The sequence below is a fragment of the Duganella guangzhouensis genome, assembly GCF_009674535.1.
Classification (GTDB): domain Bacteria; phylum Pseudomonadota; class Gammaproteobacteria; order Burkholderiales; family Burkholderiaceae_D; genus Rugamonas; species Rugamonas guangzhouensis.
This window is the reverse complement of record NZ_WKJK01000001.1, coordinates 344,057-359,687: the sequence shown is the minus strand read 5'-3', so window position 1 is coordinate 359,687 and position 15,631 is coordinate 344,057. Positions and strand designations below refer to the sequence as shown.

General features: G+C 64.2%; 13 protein-coding genes. 3 read left to right on the top strand and 10 right to left on the bottom strand.

Features of this window, described 5'->3' with window-relative positions; all coding sequences use genetic code 11:
* Nucleotides 1-6: 6 nt before the first annotated feature.
* Nucleotides 7-1,230, bottom strand: coding sequence for a hypothetical protein (locus GJ699_RS01485; RefSeq protein ID WP_229261887.1), 1,224 nt, complete (start codon nucleotides 1,228-1,230; stop codon nucleotides 7-9).
* A gap of 332 nt (nucleotides 1,231-1,562) precedes the next feature.
* Between GJ699_RS01485 and fur the strand changes: the two genes are divergently transcribed.
* Nucleotides 1,563-2,015, top strand: a complete 453-nt coding sequence (fur, locus tag GJ699_RS01480; RefSeq protein ID WP_154372405.1) for a ferric iron uptake transcriptional regulator — start codon at nucleotides 1,563-1,565, stop codon at nucleotides 2,013-2,015.
* On the opposite strand, the gene GJ699_RS01475 is transcribed toward fur, so the two are convergent.
* The gene (locus GJ699_RS01475) at nucleotides 1,978-2,895 is read right to left on the bottom strand and encodes a LysR family transcriptional regulator (RefSeq protein ID WP_154372403.1); all 918 of its coding nucleotides are present in this window, start codon (nucleotides 2,893-2,895) and stop codon (nucleotides 1,978-1,980) included. The two genes, fur and GJ699_RS01475, sit on opposite strands and share 38 nt — an antisense overlap.
* Nucleotides 2,896-3,026: 131 nt before the next feature.
* Here GJ699_RS01475 and GJ699_RS01470 point away from each other — a divergent pair, with 131 nt between their 5' ends.
* Nucleotides 3,027-4,010 (top strand): zinc-dependent alcohol dehydrogenase family protein, encoded by a 984-nt coding sequence (locus GJ699_RS01470; protein ID WP_154372401.1) that lies wholly within the window; start codon nucleotides 3,027-3,029, stop codon nucleotides 4,008-4,010.
* On the opposite strand, the gene GJ699_RS01465 is transcribed toward GJ699_RS01470, so the two are convergent.
* The 6 genes from GJ699_RS01465 to GJ699_RS01440 form a co-directional block, all read right to left on the bottom strand.
* The gene (locus GJ699_RS01465) at nucleotides 4,000-4,695 is read right to left on the bottom strand and encodes a FecR family protein (RefSeq protein ID WP_154372399.1); all 696 of its coding nucleotides are present in this window, start codon (nucleotides 4,693-4,695) and stop codon (nucleotides 4,000-4,002) included. The genes GJ699_RS01470 and GJ699_RS01465 overlap by 11 nt on opposite strands.
* Nucleotides 4,696-4,707: 12 nt before the next feature.
* The gene (locus tag GJ699_RS01460; RefSeq protein ID WP_195763433.1) at nucleotides 4,708-6,366 is read right to left on the bottom strand and encodes a methyl-accepting chemotaxis protein; all 1,659 of its coding nucleotides are present in this window, start codon (nucleotides 6,364-6,366) and stop codon (nucleotides 4,708-4,710) included.
* Nucleotides 6,367-6,379: 13 nt separating this feature from the next.
* On the bottom strand, nucleotides 6,380-8,308 hold the full coding sequence (locus GJ699_RS01455) for a putative bifunctional diguanylate cyclase/phosphodiesterase (protein ID WP_154372395.1): 1,929 nt from the start codon (nucleotides 8,306-8,308) through the stop codon (nucleotides 6,380-6,382).
* A gap of 5 nt (nucleotides 8,309-8,313) precedes the next feature.
* Nucleotides 8,314-8,715, bottom strand: a complete 402-nt coding sequence (locus GJ699_RS01450; protein WP_371867415.1) for a response regulator transcription factor — start codon at nucleotides 8,713-8,715, stop codon at nucleotides 8,314-8,316.
* Nucleotides 8,716-8,802: 87 nt separating this feature from the next.
* Nucleotides 8,803-9,426: a response regulator transcription factor gene (locus GJ699_RS01445; RefSeq protein ID WP_154372393.1), complete on the bottom strand. Its 624-nt coding sequence runs from the start codon at nucleotides 9,424-9,426 to the stop codon at nucleotides 8,803-8,805.
* Nucleotides 9,413-10,873 (bottom strand): sensor histidine kinase, encoded by a 1,461-nt coding sequence (locus GJ699_RS01440; RefSeq protein ID WP_154372391.1) that lies wholly within the window; start codon nucleotides 10,871-10,873, stop codon nucleotides 9,413-9,415. Before GJ699_RS01440 ends, GJ699_RS01445 begins: the two co-directional genes overlap by 14 nt.
* Nucleotides 10,874-10,980: 107 nt before the next feature.
* Here GJ699_RS01440 and GJ699_RS01435 point away from each other — a divergent pair, with 107 nt between their 5' ends.
* Nucleotides 10,981-12,417: an aminotransferase-like domain-containing protein gene (locus GJ699_RS01435; protein WP_371867414.1), complete on the top strand. Its 1,437-nt coding sequence runs from the start codon at nucleotides 10,981-10,983 to the stop codon at nucleotides 12,415-12,417.
* Here GJ699_RS01435 and GJ699_RS01430 read toward each other — a convergent pair.
* A complete protein-coding gene (locus GJ699_RS01430; RefSeq protein WP_154372387.1) occupies nucleotides 12,402-13,322 on the bottom strand; it encodes a bestrophin family protein in 921 nt (306 codons plus the stop codon). The two genes, GJ699_RS01435 and GJ699_RS01430, sit on opposite strands and share 16 nt — an antisense overlap.
* Nucleotides 13,319-15,631 (bottom strand): FdhF/YdeP family oxidoreductase, encoded by a 2,313-nt coding sequence (locus GJ699_RS01425; RefSeq protein ID WP_154372385.1) that lies wholly within the window; start codon nucleotides 15,629-15,631, stop codon nucleotides 13,319-13,321. The genes GJ699_RS01430 and GJ699_RS01425 overlap by 4 nt, the downstream gene beginning before the upstream one ends.

Below are 15,631 nucleotides of genomic sequence, written 5' to 3'. Positions count from 1 at the left end.
CCCGCCTCAAAATACGAAATCGAGGGCTGCACTCAGCACCGCGATCGGTTGGCCGGAACGGAAGCCCGGCTGCACGTTGATGAAAGTCCCGGTCGAGCCCTGCTGCGGCGTGACGCGGTCATATTGCAGCTTGAGCGCATAGTTGGGATGCAGATCCCAGCGCACGCCAACGCCCACCGTGTACTGGCGTGCCACCGCCGCCAGCAGCTGGTTCAGGCCCGCGTTCAGCTGGGCGCCAGCCGCGCTGCGCGCCGCCGTCTGCTGGCTCAGATCCAGGCCATCGACCTGGGTCTGCATATTGGGATGCGAAGCCGAATACACCAGATACGGCGTCAGGTTGCGGTGACGGTAGCCCACGCTCAGATAACCGGCGCTCTTGTCGCCCAGGTAGGAGCGCGAATTAAGCCGGCCGATTTCGCCCATCGCGAACCAGGTGCCGGGGTCGTAGCTAAAGCCCAGCGACGCCACGTAGGCGCGCTTGTCGGCCAGCTCGTAGCGCCGCACCAGCGCCTCGCCCTCATCACCATACGCGCGCAGGCCATCGAACAGCGGCTGCGCCAGATCCACCGTCAGCATGGAAGTGAGCATCGAGGCGCGTAGCGTCAGCGCGCCGGCGGTGGTGGTATTGGACAGCCCGGCCAGACGGCGCGCGCGCACATGCGCCACCGGCGACAACGTCAGATCGGCGTGGCCCAGGAAGGCTTGCGTGACATGATTGATTTCGCCGCTCTGCCAGCGGTAGCTGGCATCCACGCCGTCGCTGCTGGCCAGCGGAATCGCGCCATACAGCTCCACCGGCGTGCGTACCCAGGGCACGGTGTAGCCAGCCTTGCGATAATCGCCGGCCAGGAACAGCGGCAAGGCGATGCGGCCCAGCCGCAGACTGAGGTCCGGCGTCACCTTGTACTGCACATAGGCCCACTCCACCGCCGGCCGGTAGCCATTGTCCAGGGTGCGCTCGGATACCACCTGCAGCACCGCCGACCATTGGCGGTCGATCTCCACGCTGGCCTGTGAGCCAACGCGGCTATCGACACCCACGCTCCAGCGGCGGCTGGCGCCGGCGTCGCCGCGCACCAGCGCGTTGGACGTGAAGTCGGCCTGGTCTTCATTGCTGTGGGCCACGCCCAGCGTGCCAAAACCACCCAGCGTCCAGCGTGGCATATCGTCGTCCGCAGCGTCGCCTGCCAGGGCTGCGGAGCAGCTCAGCATCAACAAGGAGGCGGCCATGGCCGCGCGCGTAGGCGAAATGTCAACGGTCATATAGGGGCGTGCGCAGCTCGGGCTGCGCTAAGCGCTGTCAGTTACTAATCGAATGGGAGTTTGGCGCCAGGGGCACAAGGTTGGGGTGCCGGCTTCAGGTAGTAGAACTTTATACTGCACAAATGCAACTGTCGATACTTTAAAGCAATATACCAAGAATCTCACCAAAAATCACACAAACCGGCTGACATTCGGACAACTTCGATAACACTTCCACATCGGATTCAATTGATTATTGCTATGGATATAAATTTCAGCTACCATGGTGAGAATAGGAATCATTATCATTCTAGAGACACATGGATATCCCTCAAGAGCTGCGCAAACTCGGCCTGAAAGCCACCCTGCCCCGCCTGCGCATCCTGCAATTATTCCAGGAATCGAAGAGCAAACACCTGAGCGCGGACGACGTCTACCGCCTGCTGCATGACGAAAACATCGACATGGGCCTGGCCACCGTCTACCGCGTGCTGATGCAGTTTGCCGATGCCGGCATTCTGATCCGCCGCCACTTCGAGTCGGTGGCCTCGGTGTTTGAGCTGAACGAAGGCGGCCACCACGACCACCTGATCTGCACCAACTGCGGCCGCATGGAAGAATTCCTCGATGCCGAAATCGAAGCGCGTCAGGAAGCCGTGGCGCAGGAGCGCAACTTCGTGCTGCACGAGCATTCGCTGTCGCTGTACGGCATCTGCGGCGATTGCGCCGCCACGCTCAAGCCGATGATAGGCAAGAAGCTGCGCCGCTCCTGAACAGCTGCTCGACAAAGTCGACAAACACCTTGACGCGGGCGGCGCGCTGCTGACGCTGCGGATAGAGCACATGCAGGTCCGGCCCCGGCGCCTGCCATGGCGCCAGCACCTGCACCAGCGCACCGCTGCGCAGCGGCGCCGCCAACGACACCGTCAGCGCCTGTATCACGCCGCCGCCCTGCAGCGCCATCTCGATGATTGAATCGACATGGTCCAGCGCCGCGATACCGCGCGGCGTGGCGGTGAACTGGCGGCCATCCTGTTCGAACATCCATGGCCGCACCTGGCGCGCCTTGGGGTAGACGAAGTTCAGGCACGGCAGCCGCTCCAGATCATCCGGATGCTGCGGAGCGTCGTACTGTTGCAGCAGCGACGGCGCGGCGGCACAGAGATAGTGGTTGCTGAAGATGCTGCGGCCGACCAGCGCGGAATCAGCCAGTTCGCCGATGCGCAGCATCACGTCCACGCCCTCCTCCACCATGTCGATCAAACGATCGCTGGCGCTCAGGCGCACACTCAGTTCGGGATACGCCGCCAGAAAGCGCGGCAAGGCCGGCGCCACATAGCAGCGCGCCAGGATGCCCGGCATATCGACCCGCAGCACGCCGCGCGGTTCATGCACGGCATCGCTCATGCTGGATTCCAGTTCATCCATTTCGTCCAGCAGACGGCGTGCCTGCTCGATGCAGCGCCGGCCATCGTCGGTCAGCGACATGCTGCGCGTAGTGCGGTTCAGCAGCCGAACCCCAAAATGCGTCTCCAGCACGCCTATCTGATGCGTGACCGAGGAGGTGGAAATTCCCAGCCTGGCGGCGGCGCGGCTGAAGCCACCGCTATCGACCACGGCGCAAAACACCTTCAGGGCATCCAGACGATCCATTCCGCTCTCCATTCATCGCATAGCCTCGATTATTCACGATTTCGGGATACTGCATCCCCGCCAGCCCTGTTTTTCCGCGTCCGGCGTGGCGTCAAAATGACGACATCAACATTCCACTTACAGGAGTCATCATGCAAGCCGTCGTACTGAGCGCCTTTGGCGCAGCGCTGTCGTTACAAGAAGTTGCCCGCCCGGTCGCCGCTCCGGGCCAGGTGCTGGTGCGCGTACACGCCAGCGGCGTCAATCCGCTGGACGCCAAAATCGCCGCCGGCAAGGCCGATCACGCCGGTGCCGTGCTGCCGGCGATACTGGGCATCGACATGGCCGGCGTGGTGGTTGAAACCGGCGCCGGCGTCGAAGGCTATCGCGCCGGCGATCGTGTCTACGGCATGACCGGCGGCGTTGGCGGCGTGCCAGGCTCGCTGGCCGAATATGCGGCGGTGGACGCGCGTCTGCTGGCGCACATGCCGGACCAGCTATCCATGCGCGAAGCGGCCGCGCTGCCGCTGATCTTCATCACCGCCTGGGAAGGGTTGGTCGACCGCGCCCGCGTCAGCGCCGGCAAGACGGTGCTGGTGCATGGCGGCGCCGGTGGCGTCGGGCACATGGCGGTGCAACTGGCGGTGGCGCTGGGCGCACGGGTATATGCCACTGGCAGCGCGGCCCAGCGCGGCGTTATCGAAAGCATGGGCGCCACCTTCATCGACCGCGACACCAGCGTCGACGACTATCTCCGCCAGCATACCGATGGCGAAGGCTTCGACGTGGTCTACGACACCGTCGGCGGCGCGGTGCTGGACGCCTCCTTCCGCGCCGCGCGCCGCTATCACGGACACGTGGTCAGTTGCCTGGGCTGGGGCACGCACGCGCTGGCGCCGCTGTCGTTCCGCGCCGCCACCTATTCCGGCGTGTTCACGTTGCTGCCGCTGCTGAGTGGCACCGGCCGCGCCGCGCATGGCGCCATCATGCGCGAAGCCAGCGCGCTGATCGCCGCCGGAAAATTGAAAGTGACGCTCGACCCAACGCACTACACGCTGGACAGCGTCGATGCGGCCCACCACGCATTGGCCGAACGCACGACGCGCGGCAAGCTGGTGGTGTCGGTCACGGAGTAAGCGTATCGGCGCCGCCCCAGGCGGCCGGCGGCGCGAAGATCATGCCCGGATTGGTGAACATTTTGACCGGCCGGGTTTGAGCGTCCTTGATGAAGCCAAACTGCCCGCTATCGTAACGGAACTCGCCGGCACTGTTGACGATGGAGATGCCACCGCTGCCGACATGCACGTGCAGGCCGGGCGTCAATCCGGGCGAGGCATCGATATCGCCCTTGCCGCTCAGGTATTCGAGAAAGAAGGTGGTGCCGCGTATGCCGATGGTGGCACTGGGCGTTTTCATCGCAAAGCGATCCTTGCTGCGCTTGCCCAGTAGACCGGTCACCGAACGCAGGCCGCCTTTCACCAGCCGGAACGAAGCCCGATCCGCCTCCGGTTTGCCATCCTCGAACGCAAACTGTTCGACCACAAGCGTGCTGCCCGGCTTCAGCGTCAACTCGCTATTGTCGATGAACCGCACCAGCGCGTAGGCGCCGGCGGCGGTGCTCAGTGTGTCGCCGCTTTCCACCTCTGAACGAACCTGCAAAGGCTTGACCGCGCCGGATGGTGTACGCGCCGACAGCGCGCCGCTGGTCTGCACCACCACCCCGGCCACCTGGCCCGCATGGGCGACAGCGGCCATACACAGCAACACAAGAATCGGCACAAAGCGCATGGCTGGCAGCTCCGGTATCGAAACCACCAGCATACATCAATTGGCTTACACCAGGCCGGCGACGTAGTGCCTGCCGTGGTTGGCCGGCGCCGTGCGCGGCTTCGGCTTGGCCACCACCACCGGCATCTCGATCACCGTCAATTCCTCACGCGCCGTACCGGCCAGTTTGAACAGGCTAACGCTGCGCGCCAGCCGCGCCGCCTGCTCTTGCAGCGAGACGATGGCCGCCAGCGATTCCTCCACCAGCGTCGCATTTTGCTGCGTAACGCCATCCATCGCCGCCAGTGTGCGGTTCACCAACTGCAGGCCCGTGCTTTGCTCGCGCGTGCCGTTGCTGATATCGCCGATCAGCGCCGCGCCCCGGCGCACGCCGCCCACCACATCCTCGATGGTGATGCAGGCATCGCGCACCGCCTGATTGCCGCTGCCGACTTCCGCCAGCGACTGCGCGATCAGCGTCTTGATCTCCTTGGCCGACTGCGCGCTGCGCTGGGCCAGCTCCCTCACCTCGCCCGCCACCACCGCGAAACCGCGCCCATGCTCGCCGGCGCGCGCCGCTTCCACCGCGGCATTCAGCGCCAGCAGATTGGTCTGGAAGGCGATGCCGTCGATCAGCCCGACGATGTCGGCTATCCGGCGCGACGAACCGCTGATGCGCTCCATGCTGGCCGTCAGCGCGGACACCGCCACTTCCACCTCAAGCGCCACCGACGCCGTCTGCTCCATCAGCTTGCGGGCTTGCTGCGCCTTGTCGGCGTTATTGGCCACGGTGGCGCTCAACTGCTCGACGGTGGCGGCGGTTTCCTCCAGCGTAGCGGCCTGGCCCTCGGTGCGCTGCGACAGATCGCCGGTACCGGCCGCAATCTGCGCCGACGCGGTGGCGATGGTGTCGGTGCCGGCGCGTACCTGCGTCACCATCCGCTGCAAATTACCGCTCATGACATTCATGGCGCGCAGCAGATCGCCGGTTTCATCGCGGTCACTCACTTCCGCCTCGGTACGCAGATCGCCATCCGCCACCCGCCGCGCCACCTCCACTGCCCGCGCCAGCGGCGCCGAGATCGAACGCGCCACGCGGCCAGCCAGCAACACGCCCAACACCAGCGCGCCGGCCATGAAGCCGAAAATCAGCTGCCGCGCCCGCGCATAGGTCTGGTCGGCCGACAGCGCCGCCTGCGTGCTGCCGCTTTCGTTGATCACCACCAGCTTGTCGATCAGCGCCATCGCCGCGAAGTCGTACTTGCGCGATTCGCCACGTACCACCGCCAGCGCACCGACGTCGTCGCCACGGCGCGACAATGCCACCACCTGCCGCACCGCGCCGCGATAATCATTCAGCGTGGATTGCAGCTGGCCGATAATCTGCTGCTCTCCGGCGCTGTGCGTCAGTGCCGCATAGCTGCTCAGCGACTGCTGCACCTGGCGCATCTGGTTGTCCATGTCCTGCTCGTACTTGCGCAGGATATCCGGTTCGGTGGACACCACGTGGAACAGCTCAAAGGTGCGGAAGCGCGTCAAGCCGTACTTGATGTCCAGCGCATTGCGCACGCCCGGCGTCCAGCGATGGTCGATTTCATTGGTCACCCGGTCCAGCTCATACAGCTGGAACACGGAAAACACGCCCAGGGCCATCATCAGCGCCAGTACGGCGGCCACCACCACATTCAGTTTGCTGGCGATTTTCAGGTTGAGGAACCATTTCATGACGTTCTCCATATTATGCCGCCTGCAGCTGCAGGCTACCTTCGAGGAAGTTCAATGCGGATGCCGCCGGCAGCGGACGGCTGTAGTAGTAACCCTGGATTTCATCGCAGCGCCAGGCGCTCAGCATGGCGCGCTGCGTTTCCGACTCCACGCCTTCGGCGATCACGGTCAGCCCCAGGCTGTGGCCCAGGCCAATCGTGGCCTGCACGATGGTGCCCTGCTCGCTGACCGCGTGCATATTGCGCACGAAGGACTGGTCGATCTTCAGTTTGTGTATCGGGAAGCGCGACAGATAGGCCAGGCTGGAATAACCGGTGCCGAAATCATCGATCGCCAGCTTGAGGCCCAGCGCGCGCAGCCGGTGCAGCAGCGCGATCGCGCTCTCCGCATCTTCCACCATCACGCTTTCGGTGATCTCCAGCTCCAGGCAGGATGGATCGACGTGGCTGGTGGCCAGCAGATCTTCCAGATGCGCCAGGAAGCCCGGCGCAGCAAACTGGCGCGGCGAAATGTTCACCGCCACCACTACCCGCTGCCCGGTCTCGGCTTGCCACTCGCTGATCTGGCGGCATGCCTGTTCCAGCACCCAGTTGCCGATGGCGACGATCAGGCCCGACTCCTCGGCCAGCGGAATGAACTCGGCCGGCGAAATCAGCTTGCCCATGCGGCGCCAGCGCACCAGCGCCTCAAAGCCAATCAAGCCGCCGTTCTGCAAGGCTTGCTGCGGTTGATAATGCAGCTCCAGCTCCTCACGCTCCACCGCGTGGCGCAGCAGCGACTCCATGTCCAGCCGCTCGCCGGCTTCGGCATTCAGCTGCTGCGAATACACCTCCAGACGGTCGCCCCCTGCCTTGCGCGCCGCCTGCAGCGCCGCGTCTGCATTGCGCAACAGCGCGTCCGGATTGGCGCCGTGCAGCGGGAAGCTGACCGCGCCCAGGCTCAGGGTGGTGAAAATCTCATGACCTTCGCAATCGTAGGGATTGCGCACCTCGTCGCGCAGGCCGGACATCGCTTCGGCAAACTGCGCATCGCCGCAGTTCATGCGGTACAGGATGGCGAAGTTGGCACCATCCAGACGGAATACCTCGCCGCCGCTGCGCTCCGCCGCGCCACGAATCCGTTCCGCCAGACCGACCATCACGCGGTCACCGAAGGCGTGGCCAAAGCCGCCGATAATGCGCGAGAAGCGGTCGATGGTGCCCAGCACCACCACGTGCGGCGTGTCCGGCAGCGCGGCCAGGCGTGCCTCGAAGCTGCGGCGGTGCGCCAGCCCGGTTAAAGGATCGTGGCGCGCCTGGTGGCTCAGTTCATCCTCCACCCGCACCCGGGCCCGCACGTGGTACAGCATGAACAAACAGGTCACCAGCGCCAGTACGTCGAACACATGGACCAGCCCCGTGATCCAGCCGATGGCGCGATTGGCCATGGTGCCGTTGGCGTAAATCGCATCCTCGACCTGCTGCTGCAAGGCGTCGATGCGCATGCGCAGCGCCTTGACTTCCTCATTCATCCGGATCAGCACCGCGCGCGCCGCCACCGGATCGGTGCCGACCTGGCGCTCGAATTCCGGCGTCAGCGCGATGATGCGCAGGTAGCCCGCGCGCAGTGCCGCCAGCTCCGGGCCATCGCCCAGGCTGGAACGGAGCTGCAACAGGCCGGCATCGAGTTCGCCACGGCCCATGCTTTCCAGTAGCTGGAAGCGGCCCGGCGTAATCGATTCCGTGAATCGCTTGTCGAGCGCCAGTTGGTAGCGCAGCAAGGCGCTTTCGAAATCGCCCAGATTGCGCATCTGCGGGATGGTGCGGTTCAACAGCGGCGTTTCGTTACGGCGGATATTGCGCGCCGTGTGCTCCATGACCAGCGACAGTGTGACGCTGGCTGTAATCACCAGCAGCAGCAACATATAGATAAGACGGCGCGAACTGCTGATGGTGTTCTTCATGGGTTTTACTCCTCGGAGTGGGTCGGGAAACTGCCGCTGGCCTGATTCAGGCAGCGCAGCAATTCGTTCGCTTCAAAGGGTTTGCTGAGGAAACAGGAGGCACCGCTGTTCAAGGCACGCTTGCACAGCGCCGGTTCCGGAAAGGCGGTCATCAGGATCAGCGGCAGCGGATTGCCGGTGCGGCGCAGCTGTTCCAGCAGTTCGATGCCGCTCATGCCAGGCATCTGCAGGTCGGTGACGATGCAGTGATAGTCGCCCAGCGCGCCGGAGGCCAGCAGCGCCAGCGCCGATTCGTAGGCTTGGGCGTTGTAGCCATAAGAGCGCAGCAGGCTGCGCAAGCCGACGCGCACGGCTTCGTCATCGTCGACGACGGCGATATTACAAAATTTTGGATCTGGTTCAGACACTGGTGACTCCCATATTCAGCATGGGAGTACGATACCGTCCGGGGCTAGCGAAGAAAATTATACAAGGGTATAGGTCAGGCCAACAGCTTATGCCAACCCCAGCGCCTCGGCCATGCGCACCAGGTCCGCGAAGGTCTTGGCTTCCATCTTGCGCATCGCATTACCACGGTGGATCTTGACCGTGATTTCGCTGGTGCCCACCTCGCCGGCGATCTGCTTGTTCATCAGACCACGCGCGGCCAGCGCCATGATTTCACGCTCGCGCGGCGTCAGCGTCGCATAACGCTCGTTCAAGCCATTCAGCGCCTGATCGCGCAGACGCCGCTCGCGGTCGGCCGCCAGCGCGGCGTGGATCGCGTCCAGCAGATCCTGATCGCGGAATGGCTTGGCCAGGAAATCGACCGCGCCCGCCTTCATGGCCCGCACCGACATCGGGATGTCGCCATGGCCGGTCATGAAGATGATCGGCAGCGCCACACCCTCGCGATTCAGCTCGGCCTGGAAATCCAGTCCGTTCACGCCCTGCAGCCGCACGTCCAGCAGCAAACAGCTGGGAGTCTCGCGCCTTGGCTGAGCCAGGAATTCGGCCACCGAGGCGTAGCCCGCAACCTGCATGCCGACCGAGCGTAACAAGCTGGAAATGGCGCCGCGCAGCGCGTCCTCGTCGTCGACGATGTAGACCAGCGCGTCGGAATAATCAATCGGATTCATGGGCGGGCAAAGTGAAGAGGATGGTGGCGCCGGCTACCGGGCTATCCGGGGCTGTTTCCTTGACCCAGATGCGGCCACCGTGGTTTTCGATGATGGAGCGGCAGATCGGCAGACCCATGCCCATGCCGTCTTCCTTGGTGCTGTAAAAGGCTTCGAACAGGCGTGGCACGGCGCTGGCCGGTATGCCGGGGCCGGAATCGCTGACGCTGGCCTGCAGCATGCCCTCCGCCGCCAGCTGAATTTGCACCGTCAGCACCGCCTGGCCGGGGCGGCAGGCCGCCATCGCCTGTATCGCGTTCATCAGCAGGTTGATGAACACCTGCTGCAGCTGCACCCGGTCGCCGTGCGCCGGCGGCAGGTCCGGCGCCAGGCCAAGCATCAGCGCCACGTGCTGGTTATTCAGTTCGCGCCGCACCAGGTCCACGCTTTCCTCCACCACCGCCTTCAAGTCCAGCGCCATGTATTGCGGATCACTGCGCCGCGCCAGCGCGCGGATGCGCTTGATCACGCCGGTGGCGCGGGCGCTGGATGCCAGGATGCTGGTGACCGATGCTTTGGCCTCGTCCAGATCCGGCACCGCGCGATTCATCCAGCGCAGGCACGCCTCGCCGTTGGTGGAGATGGCGGCCAGCGGCTGGTTCACCTCATGCGCGATCGATGCCGCCAACTCGCCCAGCATGGTGACGCGGGTGGCGTGGGCCAGTTGTACCTGCGAGCGGTGCAGCGCCTGTTCGGCCAATACCGACGCCGTGACGTCGGTCAGCGCGCCCAGGTACTCGCACTCGCCTTCCTTGGTATGGCGGGGACGCGACAGCACATGCACGTATTTGAGTTCACCGTCCGGCATCAGCAGCCGGTGACGGATATCGACTTCGCCGTCGCAGCGCAGCGACTGGTCGATCGCCGCCTGCACGATGTGGCGGTCCTCCGGCGCGGTGTGGGCCAGGACGCGCTCCATGGTCGGCTCCACGTCCAGCGGATAGCCGTAGATGCGGGCCGCCTCGTCCGACCAGTACATGGCGCCGCCGGGCGACTTGAAACTGAAGCTGCCGCTTTTGCTGATGCGCTGGGTGCCGGCCAAAAACGCCTCGCTGCGGCGCAGCGCATCCTCGCGCGCCAGCAGTTCATTGGTGGCGGCCTGGCCGCGCAGCACCAGCAGGCAGGTGATGGCGGTGGCCAGCAGGCCGACCAGCATGCGGCCGGAAGCCGCGCCGGAAAAAGCTTCGGTATGTGTCAGCAGATAGGACATCACGGTCAGCGCCATGCAGCCGGCGGTCGCCAGCAGCACGCCGCGTCGCTGCCAGATGCTGGCCGATATCAGCACCACCACCACGTACATGACCGCGATCGCCATGTCCAGCGGCGAAAAGGTGTCGATCACGAAGATCAGCAACATCAGCAAAATCAGCAGCGCAGACATCCAGGGAGTGCGGGGTACCCTTAACATGCCTATCCTTTTGGTTATATTGGCAACTACCCCAATTATAGTGAGGTTTTCCCCGCTTGCACCCTATACTTCGGTATGAGCCTGAACCTGTCGGATGGAGAAAAAGCGTGAAATTGTACGAAACCCTGGCCGCCGATATCGCCAGCCAGATCGCCCAGGGCGTGATCCGCGAGGGAGAAAAGATCCCCTCGGTGCGGCAAACCAGCCAGCATCACAACCTGAGCGTCTCGACCGTGATCCGCGCTTTCCTGCTGCTGGAAAGCCAGGGCTTGATCGAGAGCCGGCCGCAATCCGGCTATTTCGTGCGCCGCAAACCGGCCGTGCAGGCCACCGCCACCGCCAGCGAGCCGCCGGCGCCGGCCCAGATGGCGCGCGGCGAAACGCTGGACACCAGCGAATTCGTACTCACCACGCTACGCTCCATCAACCAGGGCAGCGTGCCGCTAGGCTCACCCTACCCCGATCCCGCCGCGTTCCCGTGGGTGAAGCTCAACCAATACGCCAACAGCCTGGCGCGCCGAGTCGGCCAGATGGGCATGACGGCCGATCTGCCGCCGGGGAATCCGGAACTGATACGGCAAATCGCGCGCCGCCACCTGGAAAACGGGCTGGCGGTGGATGCCGGCGAAATCATCGTCACCACCGGCGCCACCGAAGCGATCAATCTGTGCCTGCAGGCGGTGGCGGCGCCGGGCAGCGCCATCGCGGTGGAATCGCCCACCTACTACGCGCTGATCCAGGCCATCGAACGCATGGGCATGCGGGTGGTGGAGATAACCACCGACCCGGCGCTAGGCATCGACCTGCAAGCGCTGGAGCGCGCTATCGTTGAACAAGGCGTGGTGGCCTGCATGGTCATGCCCAACTTCCAGAATCCGCTGGGCTACCAGATGAGCGATGAGCGCAAGCGCGCCATGGTGGAAATGCTGGCCCGCCACGACGTGCCGGTGATCGAGAACGACGTCTATCACGAGCTGTATTACGGCGACGTGCATCCCAGCTCGCTGAAGAACTACGACACGCGCGGCCTGGTCCTGCACTGCAATTCCTTCTCCAAGACGCTCAGCCCCGCCAACCGCATCGGCTGGACGCTGCCCGGCCGCTACAAGGCACAGGTGGAAAAACTGAAGTTCCTGAACACGCTGAACACGCCGGCGTTGCCGCAACTGGCGATTGCCGAGTACCTGAAGAATGACGGCTACGACTACCATCTGCGCAAGGTGCGCAAGGCCTATGCGCAGCAGGCCAGCATCATGGCGGCGGCAGTCCGGCGCTTCTTCCCGGACGGGACCAGCGTTTCCACGCCGGCCGGCGGTTATCTGCTGTGGGTGACGTTGCCGGATAGCGTGCGGGCGCTGGAGCTGTACGCGCGGGCGCAGGAACGCGGCATCAGCATTGGCGCCGGTAACATCTTCGCCACCGGCGACGCTTTCCAGCACTGCATCCGCCTGAACTACAGTTATCCATGGACGCCTGAAGTGGAGGCGGCGGTGCGCACCCTCGGCCTGCTGGCCGGCGAGCTGCTGGATCACGACACGTTATAGCGATCGCACGGCTGCAGCTGTTCCGGCAACTGCTCGCCGCACTGCTCCAGCAGCGAACGCTCGATATTGCGCGTCATCGCATTCAGCGCCAGGCAATTCGGATCGGTGCCGAACGGCTCCGATATCTCCTGCGCGATGGCTTCCAGCGCAAACAGCGTGTAGGCCACAAACACGCACACCAGCGGCGTCGCCATCCCCAGATCGGCCACCAGGCCGAATGGCAGCATGAAGCAGTACAGATAGACGGTGCGATGCACCAGCACGCCGTAGGCAAACGGAATCGGGGTATTCGAAATCCGCTCGCAACCGCCGACGGCGGCCGCCAGCTCGCTGACCTGCGCGTCCAGTATCCACAACAGCGGCTCGCCCTCGCCGCGCTGGCGGCCGGCGCGCGACAGCATCAGCCGCAGCCGATCCAGCAAGGCCACCGGGATGTACTCCATGCCAGCCAGCTCGCGTGCCTCGGCGGCGGGCAGATAACGCGCCAGATCCACTGTCGGATCGGTATTGCGCAACTGGTGCGTGAGCGCATAGACGAAAGCGATCAGCCGCTGCACGAACAACTTGCGCTCAAAGCCATCACCATCCGCCGGCAGATAGTTAATGACCTGCGAAGTCAGCGCGCGCGCCGCGATCAGGATGCGGCCCCAGATCTGCCGCGCCTCCACATAACGCGCATAAGCGGCGTTGTTACGGAAAGCCAGGAAGATCGCCAGGCTGACGCCGACCAGCGGAAACGGCACAGTATCCAGCGGCACCTTACTGCCAAATACGTGACCGCTGGTCCATACCGCCAGCACGCTGATCGCCAGGATAATCAGCAGTTGCGGCACAATGGTCTTGAGTACGGAGCCATTCCATACGAACAGCATCCGCAACCAGTTGGTTGTCGGACGAACGATCATGATGCGCCCGCGGGTGTCAGAAGGACAGGGATCGACTTCGAGGTCGGGGTGCCGGCGCCATCGGCCACGCTGGCCAGCGGCACCAGCGGATTGGTCTCCGGGTAGTAGGCGCCGATGCAGCCGCGCGGGATATCGTAGGCGACCAGCATGAAGCCGTCGGCACGACGCTCCACGCCGTCGTCCCACACGCTTTGCACGTCCACCCAGTCGCCGCTCTTCATGCCCAGCATGTCGATATCGGCCTGGTTGATGAAGATCACCCGGCGCATGCCAAACACGCCGCGATAACGGTCGTCCAGCGCGTAGATGGTGGTGTTGTACTGGTCGTGCGAACGGGTGGTCATCATCACCATCAGACGCTCGCCATGTTGGGCGCGGGCGCGGCGAATCGGCGTGTCCAGTTCAACCCTGTGCGGCACGAACTGCGCCTTGCCGCTGTCGGTCTTCCATTCGCGCTCACGCGAGGCCACCTTCAGATGGAAGCCGCCCGGTTTGGCCACGCGCGCGTTGTAATCGTAAAAATCATCGAACACTTTTTCGATATCGTCACGGATGCGGGCGTAATCATCGCGATACGCCTGCCACGGCAACTGATAGCGCGTACCCAGCGTGGCCTCGGCCATGCGCGCGACGATGGCGATCTCGGACAGCAGCTCCGGCGATGCCGGCTTGTTCAGGCCATAAGAGATGTGCACCATGCTCATTGAGTCTTCCACCGTCACGCCTTGCGGCACGCCGTTCTGGACATCGATCTCGGTGCGGCCCAGCGTCGGCAGGATCAGCGCCTTGCGGCCGTGGATCAAGTGACTGCGATTCAGCTTGGTGGCGATGTGCACCGTCAGCGCGCACGATTGCAGCGCCTTGAAGGTCAGCGGCGTGTCCGGCGTCGCCATCGCGAAATTGCCACCCAGGCCGATGAAGACCTTCACCTCGCCCTTCTGCATGGCCTCGATGGTGGCCACCACATCCAACCCATGATGGCGCGGCTGGGCAAAGCCGAACACACGCTCCATGCGGTCCAGGAAAGCAGTGCTTGGACGCTCCTCGATACCCACCGTGCGGTCGCCCTGCACGTTGGAGTGGCCACGCACCGGGCACAGTCCCGCGCCCTGCTTGCCGATCTGCCCGCGCATCATCATCAGGTTGGACAGCATCTGCACCGTCGGCACCGAATGCTTGTGCTGCGTCAGCCCCATGCCCCAGGTAGCGATCACGCGTTCGCCGCGAATGAAGATGTCGGCCAGTTGCTCGATCTGCGCGCGCGGCACGCCGCATTCTTCCAGCAGCAGCGACCACTTCTCCGCCCGCAGATCGCGCGCGAATTCGGCAAAGCCGGTGGTGTGCTGTTCGATGAAATCCACATCCAGCACACGCCGCACGCCGATCAGCACCGCCCTGTCGTCCATCTCCAGCACCCGCTTGGCCACCGCCTTGATCAGCGCGAAGTCGCCGCCCAGACGCGGTTGCACAAACATCGAGCTGATAGGCGTGCTGGACATGGTCAGCATTTCGAGCGGATGCTGCGGGCTGGTGAAGCGCTCCAGTCCACGCTCGCGCAGCGGATTGATGGAGACGATGGTGGCGCCACGGCGCGCGCATTCGCGCAACTCGCCCAGCATGCGCGGATGGTTGGTAGCCGGGTTCTGGCCGAAAATCAGCAGCGTATCGGCATGCTCGAAATCGTCCAGCGTCACCGTTCCCTTGCCGATGCCCACCGTGCCGGGCAGGCCACGGCTGGTGGCTTCGTGACACATGTTGGAGCAATCCGGGAAGTTATTGGTGCCGTAGGCGCGCACGAACAGCTGATACAGAAAAGCCGCCTCGTTGCTGGCGCGGCCGGAGGTGTAGAACGATGCCTGGTCCGGGTGGTCCAGCGCATTCAGCTCGGTAGCGATCAGGCGGAAAGCATCGTCCCAGGCGATGGGCTGATATTTATCGCTGGCGGCGTCGTAGACCATGGGGTGCGTGAGCCGGCCGTGCTGCTCCAGCTCATAGTCCGACTGTTCCAGCAGCTGCGCCACCGTGTGGGCGGCAAAGAAGTCCGGCGTCACGCGCTTGCTGGTGGATTCGGCCGCCACCGCCTTCACACCGTTTTCGCAAAACTCGAAGGTGGACGCATGCTCGCGGTCCGGCCATGCGCAGCCGGGACAGTCGAAACCGTCCGGCTGGTTCTGCGCCAGCAGCGATTTATAATTGATGCCGCTGACGCGCTCCTTGACCAGATTGATGGCCACGTACTTAAGCGCGCCCCAGCCGGCGGCGGCGTGGTGGTAGGGTTGTATGCGTCCTTGCTTGTTATTCTCAGCCAT

Bases quoted from the DNA above. Each gene is read 5' to 3' on its own strand.
- GJ699_RS01485 (WP_229261887.1), bottom strand. From the start codon at position 1,230: ATGGCCGCCTCCTTGTTGATGCTGAGCTGCTCCGCAGCCCTGGCAGGC.
- fur (WP_154372405.1), top strand. From the start codon at position 1,563: ATGGATATCCCTCAAGAGCTGCGCAAACTCGGCCTGAAAGCCACCCTG.
- GJ699_RS01475 (WP_154372403.1), bottom strand. From the start codon at position 2,895: ATGGATCGTCTGGATGCCCTGAAGGTGTTTTGCGCCGTGGTCGATAGC.
- GJ699_RS01470 (WP_154372401.1), top strand. From the start codon at position 3,027: ATGCAAGCCGTCGTACTGAGCGCCTTTGGCGCAGCGCTGTCGTTACAA.
- GJ699_RS01465 (WP_154372399.1), bottom strand. From the start codon at position 4,695: ATGCTGGTGGTTTCGATACCGGAGCTGCCAGCCATGCGCTTTGTGCCG.
- GJ699_RS01460 (WP_195763433.1), bottom strand. From the start codon at position 6,366: ATGAAATGGTTCCTCAACCTGAAAATCGCCAGCAAACTGAATGTGGTG.
- GJ699_RS01455 (WP_154372395.1), bottom strand. From the start codon at position 8,308: ATGAAGAACACCATCAGCAGTTCGCGCCGTCTTATCTATATGTTGCTG.
- GJ699_RS01445 (WP_154372393.1), bottom strand. From the start codon at position 9,426: ATGAATCCGATTGATTATTCCGACGCGCTGGTCTACATCGTCGACGAC.
- GJ699_RS01440 (WP_154372391.1), bottom strand. From the start codon at position 10,873: ATGTTAAGGGTACCCCGCACTCCCTGGATGTCTGCGCTGCTGATTTTG.
- GJ699_RS01430 (WP_154372387.1), bottom strand. From the start codon at position 13,322: ATGATCGTTCGTCCGACAACCAACTGGTTGCGGATGCTGTTCGTATGG.
- GJ699_RS01425 (WP_154372385.1), bottom strand. From the start codon at position 15,631: ATGGCTGAGAATAACAAGCAAGGACGCATACAACCCTACCACCACGCC.